Raw genomic sequence first — 18,285 nt, forward strand, 5'->3', positions numbered from 1 at the left:
AACTACCCTGAGGTTGCCGGCCAGCGGCCGGCACTACCGATCCGGAATGGATCCACGCGCGTTCAACCGAACGCCAGCAACTGCGGCTGCAATGCGCTGAAGATCCGCGCCAGCCGCTCCGCCCACGCCTGCTGCCCAGCCACATCGGCGATCAGGTCCTGGCGGATCTCCAGTTCCACGTGCACCAGCCCGCGGCCTTCGCCATGCACCGGCACCGCGTAGTCGCTGGTGCTGCTCACCGAATACGGTTCGTTGTCACCGACCACCAGGTCGCCTTCGTCGCGCAGTGCCTGCAGCAAGGCATGGGCGAAGCGCGTGTCCTGGTGGTACAGCACGCCGGCATGCCACGGTCGCTGCGCGCCGTTCATCGCCGGAGTGAAGCTGTGCATCATCACCAGCAGGGTGGGGCGGCCGGCATCTCGGCGCGCATCCAGTTCCGCGTCGATGCGCGCGTGGTAGGGCGCGTGGATCGCATCGATACGCTGCTGCCGCTGTGCCGCCGACAGCCCAGCATTGCCCGGCACCACGGTGTGGTCGCTCACCTCCGGAATCAGCGTCGGCGAGGCCAGCGGGCGGTTGCAGTCGATCAGCAGCCGCGAATAGGTCTGTTCGATGGCCCAGGCATCCAGCCGTTCGGACAGTGCGCGGGTGGTGCCGGCAATGCCGATGTCCCAGCCGATATGGCGGTCCAGTTCGGCCTGCGGCAAGCCCAGGCCTGCGAGGACACGCGGCACCTGCTGGCCGGCATGATCGGCCAGCAGCAGGTACGGCGACGCGCCATGCGGCCGGTGGAGGGTGTAGATCGCTGGGTCGTCGGCGCCGAGCAGCGCCGGCAGCGCATGCAGGTCGGCGTCAGCCACGCGGGCGTCCGTCCAGGTGATGCTCGATCATCCACAGCCCGGCCCAGAGCTTGGCGTCCAGCTCGTAGCCTTCGCCCATCTTCTGCACCAGCCAGGCCGCTGCCTCACTGCGCGGAATCTCGTGCACGATGATGTCTTCGCTGTCGTCACCACCGCCCTCGCCAACGCGGCGCAGGCCGGTCGCGCGCACGAAGGCGATCTTCTCGCTGCTGGCGCCGGAAGAGGTCGGGCCGATCAGCAGCACTTCGGCGTGATCGGCGGTCCAGCCGGTTTCTTCTTCCAGTTCGCGCACGGCCGAGACTTCGATCGATTCGCCGGCGTGGATGTCCCCGACCAAGCCGGCCGGCATCTCGATGGTGGGTGCCTGCAGCGGCACGCGGAACTGCTCTACGAACAGCACCTTGTCCTCGGGGGTGACGGCGATGATGATCGCGGCCAGGCCACCGGCGTGGGTACGTTCGCTGTATTCCCAGGTGCCGCGCACCAGCATGCGCTGGTACTTGCCTTCATAGACGACACGCGGGGCTTCGGTGTTGCGCTGGCTCATGCGGGCTCGCTGTGGGTGGGAAGAATATCGGGCACGCCGGCGGCATCGAACAGCCGGCGGCGGGTCATCGGGCCGAAGCGCAGGGTCTGGCACAGGCCGCCGAGCAGCTCGGGATCGGCCGCCTGGCGCAGCAGGCCGGGCTGGCTGCCTTCCAGTGGCGCGTCCAGCGCGATGGTGGTCAGCTGGCGCCAGAGCTGGGCGTGCTCGCGCTGCTCGCGCAGGCGCACCGCCATCTGGGCGGCGCCGCGCAGGCGCAGGAAAGGCACTTCGTCCAGCCGTTCGTACAGTGCATCCATGCTGCCGAAATGGGCCAGCAGCACGGCGGCGGACTTGCTGCCGACGCCACTGATACCGGGAATGTTGTCCACCGCATCGCCGCACAGCGCCAGGTAGTCGGCGATCTGGTGCGCGTGCACGCCGTGCCGCGCCTTCACTCCGGCCACGTTCCAGCGCTGGTTGCGTGCGTAGTCCCACTGCTCGTCGTGATCCAGCAGCAGCTGCGACAGGTCCTTGTCGGCGGAGATGATCACGCCGCGGTGGCTGCCACGATGCACATGCAGGGCGCTTCCGATCAGGTCGTCAGCCTCGTACTCGTGGTGCGCCAGCACCGCCAGGCCCAACGCCGCGCACAGCGCCTTGCAGTGCACGAACTGGCGCTTGAGCGCCTCCGGCGCCGGGTCGCGGTTGGCCTTGTAGGCGGGGTACAGGCGGTGGCGGAAGCCACTGTCCAGCGCTTCGTCGAAGGCGATGGCGATGTGACGCGGGCGTTCGCGCTCGAGCAGGTCCAGCAGGAAGCGGGCGAAGCCGTGCACGGCGTTGGTCGGCCAGCCCTGCGCGTCCTGGAACTGGTCGGGCAGGGAATGCCACGCGCGGAACACATAGATGCTGGCGTCGACCAGGTACAGCGACGGCGGTGGTACCGGCAGGGTCATGCCGGAGGCGTCCAGTCGCGCAGCAGGGTGGCAGGGTCCGGACGCTCGCGCTCTGGCACGGCGGCCTTCGGCGTGCCGATATGGATGAAACCGGCGATGCCTTCGCCCTCGGCCAGGCCCAGGTAGGCGTGCACGGCGGGGTCGAAGGCCATCCAGGCGGTCAGCCACTGCGCGCCGAAGCCCAGCGCCTGTGCGGCCTGCAGCAGGGCGAAGCAGACGCAGCCGGCGGTCATCAGCTGCTCCTGTTCGGGGACCTTCGGGTCCGGGCGCGGGCTGGCCACCACCACGATCACCAGTGGCGCATGGCTGAAACGCTGGCGATCCTTCTCGAACACGGCCTCGCCCGCATGCGGGTCGCGTTGGCGGCTGCGCTCGGCCAGGAAGTCGCCCAGAGTGTGACGTGCATCGCCAGCGATCTTCAGGAAGCGGAACGGTACGCGCTTGCCGTGATCGGGCACGCGCACTGCCGAAGCCAGCATCCGCTGCAGGGTGGCCGGGTCCGGGCCGGGCTCGGCCAGTTGCCGCGAAGGCACTGAGCGGCGGGCATCCAGGGCGAGCAGGGCGGCGGGATCGGGCATGGAGTCTGAACCGGTCATCACGAAGGTTTGATTATAGTCGGGGTGGTCAAAGACACCGTCTGTGTCGCGTCTGGCCTTTGAATACCAAACTGTGATGAACGTCATGCCACTGGCGGGAAACGGGCGGCCGCTTCCCCTCGCCTCGCAGGCCTTGCACGGCTTACGATATCTACCTTGCCGGGCCGCCGGTCATGAGGTTTGAAGTGAGGACTGTTTCACTGTCCGTGACGGGCTGGCCGGCCTACCATCGACGTACCGGTACATGGGGTGTGCCGGTTGTCGCGATGTCCACGTTGTCTGTCGTACCAGAGAAGGTGGGGAGCCTTCCCGAATGATGAGCGCGCCCACACCGATGGGATCGCCGGGCCGTGACCCGGCCCAGCTCCAGCGTGCCCGGGACATGGTCCTGCCCGCGCTGTGCCAGGCCTTTGGCGCGGCACTGGCGCGCTTCGACGATGCCCTGTTCGACCGGGCCGGCAATGCCGGTTCGTCGCAGCTGCTGTTCCTGGATGCGATGCGCGAACTGCGCCGCCGCCGCGAGGACATTGCCGGTGCCTTCTCTGGCCACCTGCAGCGGGCTTGGGATGCGCTGGCCAGTGGTGAGCCCATGTCGGCCGAATCGACGCTGTCCGGCCCAGCCGAGGATGGCTTGAGCCTGCTGGCCGAGCACGTGCTGGAGTCGCGGCTGGCGGTGCGCAATTTCGCTACGGTGCTGCTGCGTGACTTCAAGCCGGTGCTGGCGCGGCTCGACCGTCGCCTGGGCCGTCTGGTCGGTGGCGCCGAACTGGATGCCGACCATAATCCCATCAGCCCCGAACACCTGGGCGTGGCCATCCACGAAGCCTTTGCCGGCTGTGAACTGGCCCCGGAAGTGCACCTGGTGCTGATCAAGCTGTGCGAGCGTGACCTGCGCGCGCCGGTGGGTCGCATCTACGAGAAGCTGGACGAGCAACTGGCCGCGGCCGGGGTGATGTCGCAGATGGGGGCGCCGCGGCGTCCACCGTCGGCCGCGCCCGACCCGCGCATGGCCTCGGGCCTGGATGACCTGGTGGAGCAGCGCCCGGGCTCGGGCCTGGACGGCGAATTCGGTGATGACGAGCAGGCCGCGCCGGCCTGGGCGCAGCGCTTTGCCGCACGCTGGTCCGAGCGGCGTGGCCACATGCAGCAGCACCTGGGCGCCGAAGGCAGCGGCACCGCCGAGGCCCATGCGGGCCAGCAGGGCATGCTGCTGGAGGCGCTGCACGAACTGCTGCAGCAGACCCGCCACGTGCGCGAGGACGCGACGTCGGCCGCACAGGTGGCGATCGGCCAGCAGCGTCCGCTCAGCCAGCGCGAGATGATGTCGGTGCTGTCGCTGCTGCAGGCCACGCCCAGTGCGACCCTGCGTGCAGCGATCGGCGAGGACGGCGAATCACTCGCGCAGCGGTTGAAGAGCGAAGTGCTGTCCAGCGCCACCCGTCTCGGTGTCGACCCGGGCCAGACCCGGCTGGACCCGCAGGACGAGGATGCGATCGACCTGGTGGGCATGCTGTTCGACGTGATGCTGGACGAGCGCGAACTGGAAGGCCGCTCCCGCGAGTTGATCGGCCGCCTGGTGGTGCCGTTCGTCAAGGTCGCCATGCTCGACCGCCGCATGTTCGTGCAGAAGACCCATCCGGCGCGCAAGCTGCTCAACTCGCTGGCCGAGGCCTGCGAAGGCAACACCGGCGAAAGCCAGGCCGAGCGCATGCTGATGGCCAAGGTCGAGGAGATCATCGAGCGCCTGGTCGCCGAGTTCAACGAGAACCTGGCGATCTTCCTGACCCTGGAAGAAGAATTCCGCGAGTTCCTCGTGCAGCATCGTCGCCGCGTGGAAATCGCCGAGCGTCGCGCCGCCGAAACGCAGCGTGGCCAGGAAAAGCTGGAAATGGCCCGTACCCGTGCCGGTGCCGAGCTGGACCGCCGCATTGGTGATGCCACCCTGCCGCCGGCCATCGCTGAATTCCTGCGCCAGCCATGGCAGCACCACCTGACCCTGGCGCTGCTGCGCGAGGGCGAGGAGGGCGCATCGGTGGCCGAAGCGCTGAGCCTGGGCGACGGGCTGCTGGAGGAAGTTGCCGAGGCCCGCCGCCAGATTGTCGGCAAGCCGTGGCTGCAGGCCTGGCAGCCGGTGCTGGCCAAGGTGTTCGCCAGCGTGGGCGTGCATGGCGACGCCGCCACCGGCGCCATCGATGCCCTGCATGACACCCTGCAGGGCATTGCCGAATCGCGGCCGGAACTGCAACGCGCGCTGCCGGAACTGCCGCAGGTGGCACTACCGGCCCCGCCGGTGGCCGAATCGCCGGCGGTCGAGCTGGGCGGGCAGATCGATGCCGATGATTTCGACAATGCCGACGCCGATCGCTTCCGTCGCATGGAGATCGGCAACTGGCTGGACTTCGTCGACAAGGACGGCAAGGTGCAGGCCGGCAAGCTGTCCTGGGTCAGCCCGATTTCCTCGCGACTGCTGTTCGTCAACCGTCGCGGCGTGCGCTTCTGCGTGGCCTCGCCGGAAGAACTGGCGGTGATGGTGCGGCTGGGACGTCTGCGCGCCCATGTGGATGACGGTGCGTTCGACAGCGCGATGCAGGGTGTGATCGATCGGCTGGACCCGGGCAGCGCCACGCTGCACTGAGTGGAGCCGCCTGCTAGGATCGGGAAAACTCACCGATCAGCGGGGACCTGCATGGCCGTGGCGTTGCTGGGGATCAAGGAGACCGCGCCGGGCGAACGGCGCGTGGCGCTGACGCCGGAAACCGCGCGCAAGCTCGGCGCCCTCGGCATTACCGTCTGGTACGAGGCCGGTGCCGGTCTGGCCGCAGGTTTCACCGATGCAGCCTATGACGATGCCGGTGCCCGCGCATTCGACGCCGGCCGCTGGGCCGAAATCGACATCCTGTTGTGCGTGCAGGCGCCGCCGGCGGCGGTGCTTGAACAGCTCAAGCCGGGTGCCACCGTGGTTGGCCTGTTGACCCCGGCCAGTGATCCGGGCCTGACGGCACTGGCTGCCGATGACCGCCTGCACCTGTTCCCGCTGCAGCAGCTGCCGCGCACCACCCGTGCGCAGGCGATGGACGTGCTCAGTTCGCAGGCCGGCATGGCCGGTTACAAGGCCGCGCTGATCGCCGCCGAACGCGCACCACGGTTCTTCCCGATGTTGACCACCGCTGCCGGCACCGTGCGTCCGGCCAAGGTGCTGGTGATCGGTGCCGGCGTGGCGGGGCTGCAGGCCATTGCCACTGCCCGGCGTCTCGGTGCACAGGTGGAAGGTTTCGACGTGCGTCCGGAAACCCGCGAGCAGATCCAGTCGCTGGGCGCGCGCTTCCTCGACCTGGGGGTGAGCGCGGCGGGCGAAGGCGGGTACGCGCGCGCGTTGACCGATGAAGAGCGTGCCGAGCAGCAGCGCCGCCTGGCCGACCACCTGCGCAGCGTGGATGTGGTGATCTGCACCGCAGCGGTACCGGGGCGACCGGCGCCGACGATCGTGACTGCCGCGATGGTGGAAGGCATGGCCACCGGCAGCGTGATCGTGGACCTGGCTGCCGAGAGCGGCGGCAACTGCGCACTGACCCAACCGGGGCAGTGCATCGAGCATCAGGGCGTGACCATCGACGGCCCGCTGGGCTTGGCCAGCCGCGGCGCGACCCAGGCCAGCGAGATGTATGCGCGCAACCTGCTCAACTTCGTCGCGCTGTTCGTGCGCGAGGGGCAGCTGGCGTTCGACTGGGACGACGAGCTGCTGGCGAAGACACGCTGGCAGGCATGAACGACATGGGGTCAGATCCCTTTGCCTCTGGCAAAGGGATCTGACCCTGGTTCCAGGAATCTGCCAGGGGGGGGATCCCTTTGCCTCAGCAAAGGGCTCTGACCCCGTTCCCCGCGGCGTTTCAGCGCGGCTTCGCCGGCGGTGGGTTGTCGCGCACCCAGTCCTTGCGTTGTTCCGGCGTCATCTGCGACCAGCGCTCGCGCAGTGCATCGCGCTGCGCGGGCGGCAGTTCCCGCATCTGGCCGAACAGGGCCCGGGCCTGCTCACGCTGTTCCGGGCTCATGTGCTCGAAGCGGCGCAGGCCACGGCGGGCCTTGTCGCGCTCCTCCGGGCTCATCGTCTGCCAGCGCTGGCCATGCGAGAGCATGCGCTGGCGCTGGCCGGCATCGGCGCTGTTCCAGCGGTCGCGCAGTGGCGCCAGCAGCGATTCCCGCTGCGCTTCGCTCAACTGTTCCCAGGCCGGCAGCGGCGTGGCCGGCGCAGGGCGTGCCGCAGGGGCGGGGGCGGCGCTCTGCGCCAGCGCCGGGAGGGCCGGCAGCAGCAACAGGGTCATCAGCAGGGGCAGGGTGTGCAGTCGGGACATGATTCACTCCATCGCCAGGTCGGTATCGCCCAGCCACAGGTACAGATCGGGATTTTCGTCGTAGAGCGCGCTGTTGTCTTCCACCGAGGCCAGCACAGGTGCCGGCGCGGGGCCCGTCAGCGTGCCATGGCCAGTGAGCTGCAGGCCGATACCCAGCGCCACCACCAGTGAACAGGCGCTGGCCAGCCACCAGCGCAGGCGCCCGTGCCGGGTCGCGCTGGCGCCGTGTCGGGCCTGGCGCAGGCGTGCCAGTGTGGCCGGCGACAGCGCGTGCAGCGACTGCGCGTGCAGGCTGCGCAGGGTGTCATCGGAAGGCAGGGAGCGGTTCACGGGTGGATCTCCAGGTAGTCCTGCAGCGCCTGCCGGGCGCGTGCCAGATGGGTTTTTACCGCGCCTTCGCTGCAGCCCATGGCGCGGGCGGTGGTGGCCCCGTCCAGGTCCTGCAGCACGCGCAGGGTGAAGGCCTCGCGCTGGCGGGCGGGCAGGCGGCGCAACGCGTCCACCAGCTGCTGGTACTGCTGGCGCTGTTCGTGCGCCTGTGCCGGGTCCGGGCCGGGATCGGCCCAGTCGATCTCGCCGCCTTCCGCGTCCTGGTTGTCGCGCCAGAACGGCAGGCGGAAGCGGCGCCGGCGCTGCACGTCGATCACGCGCCGGCGCAGGATGCTCCAGAACAGCGGCGCCCATTCGGCTGCCGGCTTGTCGGCGTAGTCCAGCATGCGCAGCAGCGCGTCCTGCACCGCGTCCATGGCGTCTTCGCGCTGGCGCAGGCCGGCCTCGGCGAAGCGGAACGCACGCGGGCCAACACTGGCCAGGAACGCTTCCAGCGATGCCGGCAGGGCATCGGTCTCGGCGCTCGGGGGGACGGGGCTGCTCACCAGCACAGGGTACGGTTCCTCGCTCGGGGTCACCATCGACAACGCGTGAGCGCCGCTTCGGTTGACGCCGGGTGCACGCCGGGTTCAGCCCATGGTTATGATGGGCCGACGAAGACAGAGCGGGAGCGTTGCCAGTGAGTGACGGGTTCGTAGCGCTGTACATCTTCATGCTGGCCGCCATCGCCGGCCACGTGATCATTTCGCGGGTGCCGGTAATCCTGCATACCCCGCTGATGTCGGGCTCCAATTTCATCCACGGCATCGTGCTGATCGGCGCGATGGTGGTGCTGGGGCACGCACAGACACCGTTGGAGAAGGCCCTGGGCTTCCTCGCCGTGGTGCTGGGTGCCGGCAATGCCGCCGGTGGCTACGTGGTCACCGCGCGCATGCTGGAAATGTTCAAGCCGAGCGCGCCCAAGGCCGGCAAGGACGAGCCGAAGGAGCCGCAGGCTTGAACATCAGCACCGTCGAACTGCTCGACTGGCTGGTCAAGGCCAGCTACCTCGTCGCCGCCACGCTGTTCCTGCTGGGCCTGCAGCGCATGGCCTCGCCACTGACCGCGCGCAGCGGCATCCGCTGGGCCGGGCTGGGCATGCTGCTGGCCACGGCGGCCACTTTCTTGCTTCCCGAACTGCACAACGTGCCGCTGATCCTGGTGGCGCTGCTGCTCGGCGCGGGCCTGGCCTGGTGGTCGGCCGGCAAGGTTGCCATCACCGACATGCCGCAGATGGTGGCGCTGTACAACGGCATGGGCGGTGGATCGGCGGCGGCGATCGGCGCGGTGGAGCTGCTGCGCTACGCCTTCCTTGCCAACCGCGATACCAGCCACTGGAGCGCACAGGCGCTGGCCGATCTGGCCGCGCGCCAGCCGTCGGGCACGGTGCTGCTGCTGGCGGTGGTCGGCGCAGCGATCGGCGCGGTGTCGCTGTCCGGCTCGGTGATCGCCTGGGCCAAGCTGGATGGACGCCTGGACAAGCGCGTGACCTGGCCGGGCCAGCAGGTGATGAACCTGCTCGTGGCGCTGGCGGTGGTGGTACTGGCGATCATCGCCGCCAGCACGCTCAGCACTTGGGCGATCGTTGCCTTCTTCGTACTTGCGCTGGCGCTGGGCGTGCTGATGACGCTGCCGATCGGTGGCGCCGACATGCCGGTGGTGATCTCGCTGTACAACGCGTTCACCGGCCTGGCGGTGTCGTTCGAAGGTTACGTGCTGGGCAACGAAGCATTGATCATCGCCGGCATGATGGTCGGCGCGGCGGGCATCCTGCTGACCCGGCTGATGGCCAAGGCGATGAACCGGCCGATCCGCAACGTGCTGTTCTCCAACTTCGGCGGTGGTGCTGGTGGCGAAGCGCAGGCGATCAGCGGCTCGCAGAAGCCGATCGAAGCGGCTGACGTCGCCGCGATGATGGCCTTCGCCGAGCGCGTGGTGATCGTGCCCGGCTACGGCATGGCCGTGGCGCAGGCGCAGCACAAGATATGGGAACTGGCGCAGCGGCTGGGCCAGCGCGGGGTCAAGGTGAAGTTCGCGATCCACCCGGTGGCGGGGCGCATGCCGGGGCACATGAACGTGCTGCTGGCCGAAGCGGGCGTGCCCTACGACCTGATCGCGGACATGGACGACATCAACCCGGAGTTCGCCAACACCGACGTGGTGCTGGTGATCGGCGCCAACGACGTGGTCAATCCGGTCGCACGAACCGATCCGGCCAGCCCGATCTACGGCATGCCTGTGCTGGACGTGGTCAATGCGCGCAACGTGGTGGTGATCAAGCGCGGCAAGGGCACGGGCTTCGCGGGCATCGAGAATGCGCTGTTCTACGCCGACAACACCCGCATGCTGTATGGCGACGGTGCCGAAGCGGCAGCCTCGCTGGTCAGCGAGTTGAAGGCGCTCGACGGCGGGCATTGAGGACCGGGGGCGGATCCCTTTCCGCAGGAATGGGCTCTGACCCCTTTGCCGGCCAGCGGCCGGCACTACCGCATCCGCGTGTGGCCGCTGCATCGGGTAGGTGCGGGCCCTGGTCCGCACGCGTTTGCCGGCCAGCGGCCGGCACTACCATCCCATCCACGCATCCGTGGATCTACCTGCATGTCCCCGGCGGGCGTGGCAACCGGCGCGCTCAGCGCGCCAGCCAGGCGCCTACGGCCACGGCCACGGCCAGCCACAGCCACTCCACCGCGCCATTGGCCAGGGTGATCAGGGTCCAGGCCAGGCGCGGGCCCATCCGCATCGTGGCGTCCCACAGGTCCAGCCCGATCGAGCCGCCCATCCAGGCGCTGGCGATGGTCCAGTTGGCCACGGCGGCCACCAGCAGGGTGCCCACCACGACCAGCACGATGCGCAGCCGGCCCGGGCCGAGCGTACCCATGCGCAGCATGAACACCAGTTCCAGGGCGGTCAGTACCGCCATCCAGCCGACCTGCCGGCCGGTCATCAGCGCCAGCACCATCCAGGCAAGGGGAGCAACAACCAGGCCCAGCAGCAGCATGATGGGCCAAAGCCAGGTCACGGTCCTGGCACGCGCGGCATTGGAGGACATCGAAGCTCCCTGAAGATCACCCACAGGATACTGTGGTTTGCGGCGGTGCACCGGCGGTGCCGGAGCGGCTGGGCTAGAATGCCGTCTTGCGTGGCCCCGGCCACGGCCCCATATCGGTCCCCATGTATTCCCGTAGCAGCGAACCTGTCCACTTCGAGCGCGATTGCGAGGCCGTGATGGTCCCGCAGGGCGATACCGTGACCCTGCCCGCCGGCAGCTATGGGTACATCACCCAGGCGCTGGGCGGCAGTTATTCGGTGTTCGTCGAGGGCAACCTGTTCCGCATCGCCGGCAAGGACGGCGACGCCATCGGCAAGGAGGCACCGGCACCGCTGGAACTGCCGGCCGACGCCACTGATGAACAGGTGGAACAGCTGGTGTGGCAGCAGCTGCGCACCTGCTTCGACCCGGAAATTCCGGTGAACATCGTCGAACTGGGCCTGGTCTACGAGGTCGAGATCAAGCACCTGGACGAAGGCCAGCGCGAGATCGACGTGAAGATGACCCTGACCGCACCGGGCTGTGGGATGGGCGACATCCTGGTCGACGACGTGCGCAGCAAGCTTGAAATGATCCCGACGGTGGCCGAGGCCGACGTCGACCTGGTGTTCGACCCGCCGTGGAACCAGCACATGATGTCCGAGGCGGCCCGGCTCGAGACCGGCATGCTTTGACCCAGGGCCCGCAGTGACGCGGGCCCGGCACTACCCGCAACCAGAACAGGAATCCTCCGGTGTCCCAGTCCATCCCCAGCTTCGCCGTTACCCGTTCGGACCACCCGCGCAGCGCTGAAGAGCGCGCCAAGATCCTGGAGAAGCCGGGCTTCGGCCTGCACTTCACCGATCACATGGTGGAAGTGCGCTGGGACAAGGATGCCGGCTGGCACAACGCCAACGTGCGTGCCTACGGCCCGTTGCAGCTGGATCCGGCCGCGGCGGTGCTGCACTACGGCCAGGAAATCTTCGAAGGCATCAAGGCCTACCGCCATGCCGATGGCTCGATCTGGACTTTCCGTCCGGATGCCAACGGCCGTCGCCTGCAGCGTTCGGCGCAGCGCCTGGCGCTGCCGGAACTGCCGGTGGAGATCTTCGTCGAATCGCTGAAGCAGCTGATCGCGGTCGACAGTGACTGGGTGCCGTCGGCCGATGAGTCCAGCCTGTACTTCCGTCCGTTCATGATCGGCGACGAAGCCTTCCTCGGCGTGCGCGGCGCGCACAAGGCCGGCTACTACGTCATCGCCAGCCCGGCCGGCCCGTACTTCGCCAAGGGCGTTGCCCCGGTGTCGATCTGGCTGTCCACCGAATACGCGCGTGCGGCCAAGGGCGGCACCGGTGCCGCCAAGTGCGGTGGCAACTATGCGGCGTCGCTGCTGCCGCAGCAGAAGGCGCAGGCGCAGGGCTGCTCGCAGGTGCTGTTCCTCGACCCGGTCGAAGGCAAGTACCTGGAAGAACTGGGTGGCATGAACGTGTTCCTGGTCTACAGGGACGGCACGCTGGTGACCCCGGAACTGTCGGGCAGCATCCTCGAGGGCATCACCCGCGAGAGCATCCTGCAGCTGGCCCGCGACCGCGGCATGAAGGTGGAGGAGCGCAAGGTCAGCATCGACGAGTGGAAGGACGGCGTGGCCTCCGGCGCGATCAGCGAAGTGTTCGCCTGCGGCACCGCGGCGGTGGTGACCCCGATCGGCCAGCTGAAGGGCGAGGGCTTCTCGGTGGGCGACATCAACGCCCCGGCCGGCGAAGTGACCATGTCGCTGCGCAAGGAACTGACCGATATCCAGTACGGCCGCCTGCCGGACCGCCACAACTGGCTGGTCAAGCTGGGCTGATCGGCCACATCGAATCGTAGAGCCGGGCCCGCGCCCGGCTGCGCTTCTGGAAAGCCCGTCCCCGCGACGGGCTTTCTGCGTTTCGGGCCAAGGAGTCAGATCCCTTTCCGCGTGAAAAAGGGATCTGACCCCGGATCGGTGGACGCCGATGTCGGCAAAGTCATTCCAGGACACGTGACGACCCAGTCAGGTCTGTGCAGGACACGAGAAAGTTCCTTCACCTTCACAAACCCTCGACCCAAAAAGTCTCAGAACGAACATTTCATCTTGCTGAAAAGACGCTGAAAATCTTGTGGTGTCCGGTTTCGGCCATTAGCGTCATGTGCACGGCGGATCGTTAGGGGGATCCGCTGACTCACCGGACTTCGAACCTCGCCAATGCAAGCCAGCCCAGGGTTCGGGCCGGTGCTTCTGCCGATTCCGGCATTCACACCACAAGAAAGGGAAATACGATGTCCCAGGTAACGCAACCGCGTGTGCGTCGAGTGTGGGTGGTCCTTGGTGCGTCCGTTCTGTCATCGCTGCTGCTGGCCACGCCTGCGCTGGCCGGTGATGTCCAGCTCAGCGGCCTGCAGTCCGCGCCGACGCACCAGCGCTTCATCGTCAAGTACCGCGACGGCAGCGCCGCCGTGGCCAACACTACTGCGCTGGCTTCGTCGCTGAAGACGGCCGCCGCCGGCCTGGCCAGCAGCCAGGGCCGCGCGCTGGGCCTGCAGCAGGTCCGCAAGCTGGCCGTCGGCCCGACCCTGGTCAAGACCGACCGTCCGCTCGACCAGGCCGAATCCGAACTGCTGATGCGCAAGCTGGCCGCCGACCCGAACGTGGAATACGTCGAAGTCGACCAGATCATGCGCGCGACGCTGACCCCGAACGACACCCGCTTCAGCGAGCAATGGGGCTTCGGCACCTCAAATGCCGGCATCAACATCCGGCCGGCCTGGGACAAGGCCACCGGCACCGGCGTGGTGGTGGCCGTGATCGATACCGGCATCACCAACCATGCCGATCTCAACGCCAACATCCTGCCGGGCTATGACTTCATCAGCGACGCCGCGATGGCGCGTGATGGCGGCGGCCGCGACAACAATCCGAACGACGAAGGCGACTGGTACGGCGCCAACGAGTGTGGCGCGGGCATCCCGGCCTCCAACTCCAGCTGGCACGGCACCCACGTTGCCGGCACCGTGGCGGCGGTGACCAACAACAGTACCGGCGTGGCAGGTACCGCGTTCAATGCCAAGGTCGTGCCGGTGCGCGTGCTCGGCAAGTGCGGCGGCTACACCTCCGACATCGCCGATGCGATCGTGTGGGCGTCCGGTGGCACCGTCAGCGGCGTACCGGCCAACGCCAATCCGGCCGAAGTCATCAACCTCTCGCTGGGCGGCGGTGGCAGCTGCTCGACCACCTACCAGAACGCGATCAACGGCGCGGTCGGCCGTGGCACCACCGTGGTGGTCGCCGCCGGCAACAGCAACACCAACGTGTCCTCGTCGGTGCCGGCCAACTGCCCGAACGTGATCGCGGTGGCGGCGACCACCTCGGCCGGTGCACGTGCCAGCTTCTCCAACTACGGTACCGGCATCGACATCTCGGCACCGGGCCAGAGCATCCTGTCCACCCTCAACACCGGCACCACCACGCCGGGCAGCGCGACCTACGCGTCGTACAATGGCACCTCGATGGCAGCGCCGCACGTGGCCGGCGTGGTCGCGCTGATGCAGTCGGTCGCTCCGAGCCCGCTGAGCCCGGCGCAGGTCGAGAGCATCATCAAGAGCACGGCACGTCCGCTGCCGGGCGCCTGCTCGGGTGGTTGCGGCGCCGGCATCATCGACGCCAATGCCGCCGTGGCCGCGGCGATCAACGGTGGCGGCAACCCGAACCCGGGTGGCAACGTGCTGCAGAACAACGTGCCGGTGACCGGCCTGGGCGCTGCGACCGGTGCCGAGCTGAACTACACCGTGGCTGTTCCGGCCGGCAGCACCCAGCTGCGCGTCGCGATCAGTGGCGGCAGCGGTGATGCCGACCTGTATGTGCGCCAGGGCAGTGCCCCGACCGATACCACCTACACCTGCCGTCCGTACCTGAGCGGCAACAGCGAGACCTGCACCATCAACAGTCCTGCCGCTGGCACCTGGTATGTGCGGGTGAAGGCCTACAGCACCTTCTCGGGCCTGACCCTCAACGCCCAGTACTGAGCCCAAGCCCCTCTCCATGGGCACGCCCCGGCTCAGGCCGGGGCGTTTTCTCTTTGGGCAGGTGCCGGCTTTGCAGGGGCAGCGCTTTGGTGGGTGCCGACCTTGGTCGGCACGCTGTTCCTCAGACCGACTCGAAGCGGTTCGCGGCCACGTTCTTGCGCACGTGCTGCGGATCGAAGATACGACCGTTCATGGCGATGTATACGCCGCTCGGCAGCGACTGCACCGCACCGATCGCGCAGCCGATGTTGAACTCCGCATCCGACCCACGGAACCGCGCCGGGCTGAGCGCGCCGGTCATCACGATGGTCTTGTCCGGGATCGTCGCCAGCACCTTGCCGGTCTGCACCATCGAGTCGGTGCCGTGGGTCACCAGCACGTGGCGGGTCGGCTGCGCGGCGATGGTGGCGCGGATCAGTTCGCGGTCTTCATCGTTGATGTGCAGCGAATCCTTGCGCAGGATCGGAATCACGTTGAAGCGGAACGTCACGCCCAGCTCGCGCAGGATCATGCCGATCTGGGGGTCGCCGATCTGGTAGTCCGACTTGTCGTCGAAGTAGATCTTGTCGATCGTGCCACCGGTGGTGACGACCAGGAGCTCTTCCATCATGTGCATGCGCGAAACCAGGACAGGTACAGCGGCGCGGGGCCAGGGACACAGATGATACGGCCCGGCGGGCGCAGCGTCAGCGTCGCTTGCCGAAGCGGGCGCGCAGCCCCGGCAGGCTGGCGCTGAAGATCACCAGCAAGGCCAGGGCGATTTCGATCAGCGCCAGCCAGCGCGTCTCCGGGTGGCTCCAGGCGCTCATCACGCCGTGGCTGAACCAGCCCAGCGCCAGCACCGAGGCCCAGAACCCGGCCTTGCGCCAGCCCAGGCGCAGCGCAAAGGCCAGCGCCAGCGGCGGCGCGGTGAACACCAGCTGGGTGGCCAGCCAGTGCTTGTCATTGATGAACCAGCCGGCGAACAGCGCGGCCAGCCCCATCAGGGCCAGCAGCAGGACCGTGCGCGGCGGGCGGCTCATCGGGCCAACCGCTGCGCGATGTCGGCCACCCGGCGGCCCAGCGCGCGGGCCAGCACGGCCTCGTCGTCGGTCGGCTGCGGGTCATCGGCGGCACCGGCCACGTGGCTGGCGCCATAGGGCGTGCCGCCGCTGGTGGTGTGGCTCAACGCCGGTTCGGTGAACGGGATGCCGACGATCACGCAGCCATGGTGCAGCAGCGGCACCTGCATCGACAGCAGGGTCGATTCCTGCCCGCCGTGCATCGAGGCGGTGGAGGTGAACACGCCGGCCGGCTTGCCGGACAGGGTGCCATTGACCCATTCGGCGCCCAGTCCATCCAGGAAGTGCTTGACCGGGGCTGCCATGTTGCCGAAGCGGGTCGGGCTGCCGAGCAGCAGGCCCTGGCATTCCACCAGGTCCTGCACGCTCACATAGGGGGCGCCGTCGTCGGGTACCGGCGGCTGCGCGGTCTGGGTCACGGCGGCCACTGGCGGCACCGTGCGCAGGCGCGCGCTCATGCCCGGCACTTCGCCAATGCCCCGCGCGATCTGGCGCGCCAGCCGTGCCACCGAACCGCCCCGGCTGTAGTACAGCACCAGAATCTCGCCCATCGTGCCCGCTTCTCCTCGTCGTGTGGTCGCCAGTATGGCTATCCTGCCAGCATTCCGCATCGGGTACCCTTCCACCGATGGAACCTTTGGATACGCTCAACCTGTGGATGGAGCGCGCGCGGGATCGCGCACGGGCCATCAGTTTCGGCCGCTTCCTGTGGCATCGCTTCCTCGACGACCGCCTGTTCCAGGCAGCGGCGGCGCTGGCCTACACCACGGTGTTCGCGCTGGTACCGCTGGCGATCGTGGTGTTCGGCGTGCTGTCGGCCTTCCCCGTCTTCGACCGCTGGAGCGACCAGCTCAGCGATTACGTCTTCTCCAACTTCGTGCCCAATGCCGCGCGCGCGGCCGAGGGCTACCTGCGGCAGTTCTCGGCCAGTGCCGGTCAGCTCACCGCCGCCGGCTTCATCGCGCTGGTGGTGTCGCTGCTGATCACGCTCAACAGTGTTGAAGAAACCTTCAACCAGATCTGGCGGGTCGGCTCGACCCGGCCCAAGCTGACCCGCTTCCTGGTCTACTGGACTGTACTGACGCTGGGCGCGATGCTCGCGGCGGCTTCGCTGGCGGTGTCGGCGCGGGTGTTCGCGATGCCGCTGTTCGGCACCCAGGAGGGCCGCTGGCTGGCCGAACTGGCACTGCGGCTGGCGCCGATCCTGATCGAGTTCGTCTGCATCACGCTGATGTTCCGGGTGGTGCCGCACCACACGGTGAAGTGGCGGCATGCAGTGCCTGGCGCCATTCTGGCCGCGGTGATCCTGGAGCTGGTGAAGTGGGGTATCGGCGCCTACCTGGGCAGCTTCCAGTCCTACCAGAAGCTGTATGGCACGGTGGCCTTCGTGCCGATCCTGCTGCTGTGGATCTACCTGTGCTGGGTGGCGGTGCTGCTGGGCGCATCGTTGTCTTCGTCGATGGCGGCCTTCCGCTACCAGCCGGTGGAACTGCGCCTGCCGCAGGGCTACGAGTTCTATGGCCTGCTGCGCCTGCTCGGCCGCTTCCACCACGCCCGTGCCAAGGGCAAGGGCCTGGCCGACGATGAAATCCTGCGGCTGGAGCCGATGCTGACCGATTCGCTGCTGCAGGACCTGGCCTGCAACCTGCAGGAGATCGGCCTGCTGCGCCGCGATGAACGCGGCGAATGGCTGCTCTCGCGCGACCTGGACCAGGTCAGCCTTGCCGATCTTTACGAATGTACCCAGTTGCGCATTCCGGTAGCCGAGCAGCATCTGCCGTATCGCGACGACAGCCTGGGCCGTGCCGCATTGGCGGCGCTGGATGATCTGCGACTGCCCCTGCGTGAACGCCTGAAGCGCAAGGTCAGCGATATCTATACCGACTCTGGAGACATGCCATGACCCGCAAGACCCCGTTGCTGCTCCCGCTGGCCCTGCTGCTGGCACTGTCGGCCTGCAAGCCGGCCCAGGAGCCGACGCCGGCCAGCAGCCAACCGCCGGCGCAGGCACCGACGCCGACCGCACCGGCACCGGTCGAGGAAACCCCGGCCGAGCGCACCACCGCCGAGTTCCCGACGCTGAAGATGAAGGCGGTGGATGGCAGCGACTACGACCTGGCCGCGCACCGCGGCAAGTGGGTGGTGGTGAACTTCTGGGCGACCTGGTGTGCCCCGTGCCGCAAGGAGATGCCGGAGTTGTCGGCGCTGCATGCGATGCGCAGCAACATCGAAGTGGTCGGCCTGGCCTATGAGGACATCGAAGTGCCGGAAATGCAGTCGTTCCTGACCAAGCATCCGGTCACCTATCCGATCGTGATCGTGGACCCGTTCGATCCGCCGGCCGATTTCGCCACGCCGCGCGGCCTGCCGCTGACGCACCTGGTGGATCCACAGGGCAAGCTGGCGCACACCTTCCTCGGCCCGGTGACGGCCGCCGACATCGAAAAGCAGATCGCTGCTGCCAAGTAATGGGGTTGGGCGGCAGGGCCTGTGGCCCTG

General features: G+C 68.1%; 20 protein-coding genes. 9 read left to right on the forward strand and 11 right to left on the reverse strand.

Annotated elements, in window-relative coordinates; all coding sequences use genetic code 11:
* Positions 1 to 62: 62 nt before the first annotated feature.
* The 4 genes from AC5P8Y_RS08105 to AC5P8Y_RS08120 are packed head-to-tail and all read right to left on the reverse strand — an operon-like array spanning position 63 to position 2,917.
* Positions 63 to 860 (reverse strand): N-formylglutamate amidohydrolase, encoded by a 798-nt coding sequence (locus tag AC5P8Y_RS08105; RefSeq protein ID WP_049402841.1) that lies wholly within the window; start codon positions 858 to 860, stop codon positions 63 to 65.
* On the reverse strand, positions 853 to 1,407 hold the full coding sequence (locus tag AC5P8Y_RS08110; protein WP_005408165.1) for an NUDIX hydrolase: 555 nt from the start codon (positions 1,405 to 1,407) through the stop codon (positions 853 to 855). The genes AC5P8Y_RS08105 and AC5P8Y_RS08110 overlap by 8 nt, the downstream gene beginning before the upstream one ends.
* Positions 1,404 to 2,339: a 5'-3' exonuclease gene (locus AC5P8Y_RS08115; protein ID WP_005408166.1), complete on the reverse strand. Its 936-nt coding sequence runs from the start codon at positions 2,337 to 2,339 to the stop codon at positions 1,404 to 1,406. Before AC5P8Y_RS08115 ends, AC5P8Y_RS08110 begins: the two co-directional genes overlap by 4 nt.
* The gene (locus AC5P8Y_RS08120; RefSeq protein ID WP_005412319.1) at positions 2,336 to 2,917 is read right to left on the reverse strand and encodes a nitroreductase family protein; all 582 of its coding nucleotides are present in this window, start codon (positions 2,915 to 2,917) and stop codon (positions 2,336 to 2,338) included. The genes AC5P8Y_RS08115 and AC5P8Y_RS08120 overlap by 4 nt, the downstream gene beginning before the upstream one ends.
* Positions 2,918 to 3,248: 331 nt before the next feature.
* Here AC5P8Y_RS08120 and pacR point away from each other — a divergent pair, with 331 nt between their 5' ends.
* Together pacR and AC5P8Y_RS08130 are read left to right on the forward strand one after the other, a co-directional pair.
* Complete coding sequence (gene pacR, locus AC5P8Y_RS08125; protein ID WP_033834166.1) at positions 3,249 to 5,570, forward strand: PacR family protein; 2,322 nt, start codon at positions 3,249 to 3,251, stop codon at positions 5,568 to 5,570.
* A 51-nt stretch (positions 5,571 to 5,621) separates the two neighbouring features.
* Positions 5,622 to 6,701: an NAD(P) transhydrogenase subunit alpha gene (locus AC5P8Y_RS08130; RefSeq protein ID WP_033834165.1), complete on the forward strand. Its 1,080-nt coding sequence runs from the start codon at positions 5,622 to 5,624 to the stop codon at positions 6,699 to 6,701.
* 121 nt (positions 6,702 to 6,822) lie between these two features.
* Here the strand turns inward: AC5P8Y_RS08130 and AC5P8Y_RS08135 are convergent, their stop codons facing one another.
* Genes AC5P8Y_RS08135 through AC5P8Y_RS08145 form a run of 3 tightly spaced genes read right to left on the reverse strand, consistent with a single transcriptional unit; the run spans position 6,823 to position 8,195 of the window.
* Positions 6,823 to 7,284 carry a DUF3106 domain-containing protein gene (locus AC5P8Y_RS08135; RefSeq protein WP_012479217.1) on the reverse strand — a complete coding sequence of 154 codons (462 nt, stop codon included), beginning with the start codon at positions 7,282 to 7,284 and terminating at the stop codon, positions 6,823 to 6,825.
* Between the two features lie 3 nt (positions 7,285 to 7,287).
* Positions 7,288 to 7,614, reverse strand: a complete 327-nt coding sequence (locus tag AC5P8Y_RS08140; protein WP_033834163.1) for a hypothetical protein — start codon at positions 7,612 to 7,614, stop codon at positions 7,288 to 7,290.
* The gene (locus AC5P8Y_RS08145) at positions 7,611 to 8,195 is read right to left on the reverse strand and encodes an RNA polymerase sigma factor (RefSeq protein WP_005408172.1); all 585 of its coding nucleotides are present in this window, start codon (positions 8,193 to 8,195) and stop codon (positions 7,611 to 7,613) included. Before AC5P8Y_RS08145 ends, AC5P8Y_RS08140 begins: the two co-directional genes overlap by 4 nt.
* A 98-nt stretch (positions 8,196 to 8,293) precedes the next feature.
* Between AC5P8Y_RS08145 and AC5P8Y_RS08150 the strand changes: the two genes are divergently transcribed.
* On the forward strand, positions 8,294 to 8,614 hold the full coding sequence (locus tag AC5P8Y_RS08150) for an NAD(P) transhydrogenase subunit alpha part 2 (protein WP_033834162.1): 321 nt from the start codon (positions 8,294 to 8,296) through the stop codon (positions 8,612 to 8,614).
* Positions 8,611 to 10,071, forward strand: coding sequence for an NAD(P)(+) transhydrogenase (Re/Si-specific) subunit beta (locus AC5P8Y_RS08155; protein WP_005408174.1), 1,461 nt, complete (start codon positions 8,611 to 8,613; stop codon positions 10,069 to 10,071). Before AC5P8Y_RS08150 ends, AC5P8Y_RS08155 begins: the two co-directional genes overlap by 4 nt.
* 211 nt (positions 10,072 to 10,282) lie before the next feature.
* Here AC5P8Y_RS08155 and AC5P8Y_RS08160 read toward each other — a convergent pair whose 3' ends face one another.
* Positions 10,283 to 10,702: a hypothetical protein gene (locus AC5P8Y_RS08160; protein ID WP_033834160.1), complete on the reverse strand. Its 420-nt coding sequence runs from the start codon at positions 10,700 to 10,702 to the stop codon at positions 10,283 to 10,285.
* A gap of 122 nt (positions 10,703 to 10,824) precedes the next feature.
* On the opposite strand from AC5P8Y_RS08160, the gene sufT reads away from it, so the two are divergent.
* The 3 genes from sufT to AC5P8Y_RS08175 all read left to right on the forward strand — a co-directional run bounded on the left by sufT (position 10,825) and on the right by AC5P8Y_RS08175 (position 14,725).
* Positions 10,825 to 11,376 (forward strand): putative Fe-S cluster assembly protein SufT, encoded by a 552-nt coding sequence (gene sufT, locus AC5P8Y_RS08165; protein WP_012479222.1) that lies wholly within the window; start codon positions 10,825 to 10,827, stop codon positions 11,374 to 11,376.
* 59 nt (positions 11,377 to 11,435) lie between these two features.
* The gene (locus AC5P8Y_RS08170) at positions 11,436 to 12,530 is read left to right on the forward strand and encodes a branched-chain amino acid aminotransferase (protein ID WP_049402838.1); all 1,095 of its coding nucleotides are present in this window, start codon (positions 11,436 to 11,438) and stop codon (positions 12,528 to 12,530) included.
* A 452-nt stretch (positions 12,531 to 12,982) separates the two neighbouring features.
* Positions 12,983 to 14,725 carry a S8 family peptidase gene (locus AC5P8Y_RS08175; protein ID WP_049402837.1) on the forward strand — a complete coding sequence of 581 codons (1,743 nt, stop codon included), beginning with the start codon at positions 12,983 to 12,985 and terminating at the stop codon, positions 14,723 to 14,725.
* A 121-nt stretch (positions 14,726 to 14,846) separates the two neighbouring features.
* Here the strand turns inward: AC5P8Y_RS08175 and AC5P8Y_RS08180 are convergent, their stop codons facing one another.
* The 3 genes from AC5P8Y_RS08180 to wrbA all read right to left on the reverse strand — a co-directional run bounded on the left by AC5P8Y_RS08180 (position 14,847) and on the right by wrbA (position 16,337).
* Positions 14,847 to 15,332 (reverse strand): asparaginase domain-containing protein, encoded by a 486-nt coding sequence (locus AC5P8Y_RS08180; protein ID WP_010481766.1) that lies wholly within the window; start codon positions 15,330 to 15,332, stop codon positions 14,847 to 14,849.
* A gap of 79 nt (positions 15,333 to 15,411) precedes the next feature.
* Positions 15,412 to 15,747, reverse strand: coding sequence for a DUF2069 domain-containing protein (locus tag AC5P8Y_RS08185; protein ID WP_005408180.1), 336 nt, complete (start codon positions 15,745 to 15,747; stop codon positions 15,412 to 15,414).
* Entirely contained in the window at positions 15,744 to 16,337 is a 594-nt protein-coding gene (wrbA, locus tag AC5P8Y_RS08190; RefSeq protein WP_005408181.1) for an NAD(P)H:quinone oxidoreductase, read from the reverse strand. The genes AC5P8Y_RS08185 and wrbA overlap by 4 nt, the downstream gene beginning before the upstream one ends.
* Before the next feature lie 77 nt (positions 16,338 to 16,414).
* Here wrbA and AC5P8Y_RS08195 point away from each other — a divergent pair, with 77 nt between their 5' ends.
* Positions 16,415 to 17,689, forward strand: coding sequence for a YihY family inner membrane protein (locus AC5P8Y_RS08195; RefSeq protein WP_005408182.1), 1,275 nt, complete (start codon positions 16,415 to 16,417; stop codon positions 17,687 to 17,689).
* Positions 17,686 to 18,255, forward strand: a complete 570-nt coding sequence (locus AC5P8Y_RS08200) for a TlpA family protein disulfide reductase (protein ID WP_495201896.1) — start codon at positions 17,686 to 17,688, stop codon at positions 18,253 to 18,255. The genes AC5P8Y_RS08195 and AC5P8Y_RS08200 overlap by 4 nt, the downstream gene beginning before the upstream one ends.
* Positions 18,256 to 18,285: the final 30 nt, after the last annotated feature.

It is taken from the genome of Stenotrophomonas sp. YJH_SMC_12-1, from assembly GCF_059370935.1.

What these genes read in the sequence shown, in the direction of transcription:
- AC5P8Y_RS08110 (WP_005408165.1), bottom strand. Translation starts at nt 1,407, where the DNA reads ATGAGCCAGCGCAACACCGAAGCCCCGCGTGTCGTCTATGAAGGCAAG.
- AC5P8Y_RS08115 (WP_005408166.1), bottom strand. Translation starts at nt 2,339, where the DNA reads ATGACCCTGCCGGTACCACCGCCGTCGCTGTACCTGGTCGACGCCAGC.
- AC5P8Y_RS08120 (WP_005412319.1), bottom strand. Translation starts at nt 2,917, where the DNA reads ATGCCCGATCCCGCCGCCCTGCTCGCCCTGGATGCCCGCCGCTCAGTG.
- pacR (WP_033834166.1), top strand. Translation starts at nt 3,249, where the DNA reads ATGATGAGCGCGCCCACACCGATGGGATCGCCGGGCCGTGACCCGGCC.
- AC5P8Y_RS08130 (WP_033834165.1), top strand. Translation starts at nt 5,622, where the DNA reads ATGGCCGTGGCGTTGCTGGGGATCAAGGAGACCGCGCCGGGCGAACGG.
- AC5P8Y_RS08135 (WP_012479217.1), bottom strand. Translation starts at nt 7,284, where the DNA reads ATGTCCCGACTGCACACCCTGCCCCTGCTGATGACCCTGTTGCTGCTG.
- AC5P8Y_RS08145 (WP_005408172.1), bottom strand. Translation starts at nt 8,195, where the DNA reads ATGGTGACCCCGAGCGAGGAACCGTACCCTGTGCTGGTGAGCAGCCCC.
- AC5P8Y_RS08160 (WP_033834160.1), bottom strand. Translation starts at nt 10,702, where the DNA reads ATGTCCTCCAATGCCGCGCGTGCCAGGACCGTGACCTGGCTTTGGCCC.
- sufT (WP_012479222.1), top strand. Translation starts at nt 10,825, where the DNA reads ATGTATTCCCGTAGCAGCGAACCTGTCCACTTCGAGCGCGATTGCGAG.
- AC5P8Y_RS08175 (WP_049402837.1), top strand. Translation starts at nt 12,983, where the DNA reads ATGTCCCAGGTAACGCAACCGCGTGTGCGTCGAGTGTGGGTGGTCCTT.
- AC5P8Y_RS08180 (WP_010481766.1), bottom strand. Translation starts at nt 15,332, where the DNA reads ATGGAAGAGCTCCTGGTCGTCACCACCGGTGGCACGATCGACAAGATC.
- AC5P8Y_RS08185 (WP_005408180.1), bottom strand. Translation starts at nt 15,747, where the DNA reads ATGAGCCGCCCGCCGCGCACGGTCCTGCTGCTGGCCCTGATGGGGCTG.
- wrbA (WP_005408181.1), bottom strand. Translation starts at nt 16,337, where the DNA reads ATGGGCGAGATTCTGGTGCTGTACTACAGCCGGGGCGGTTCGGTGGCA.
- AC5P8Y_RS08195 (WP_005408182.1), top strand. Translation starts at nt 16,415, where the DNA reads ATGGAACCTTTGGATACGCTCAACCTGTGGATGGAGCGCGCGCGGGAT.
- AC5P8Y_RS08200 (WP_495201896.1), top strand. Translation starts at nt 17,686, where the DNA reads ATGACCCGCAAGACCCCGTTGCTGCTCCCGCTGGCCCTGCTGCTGGCA.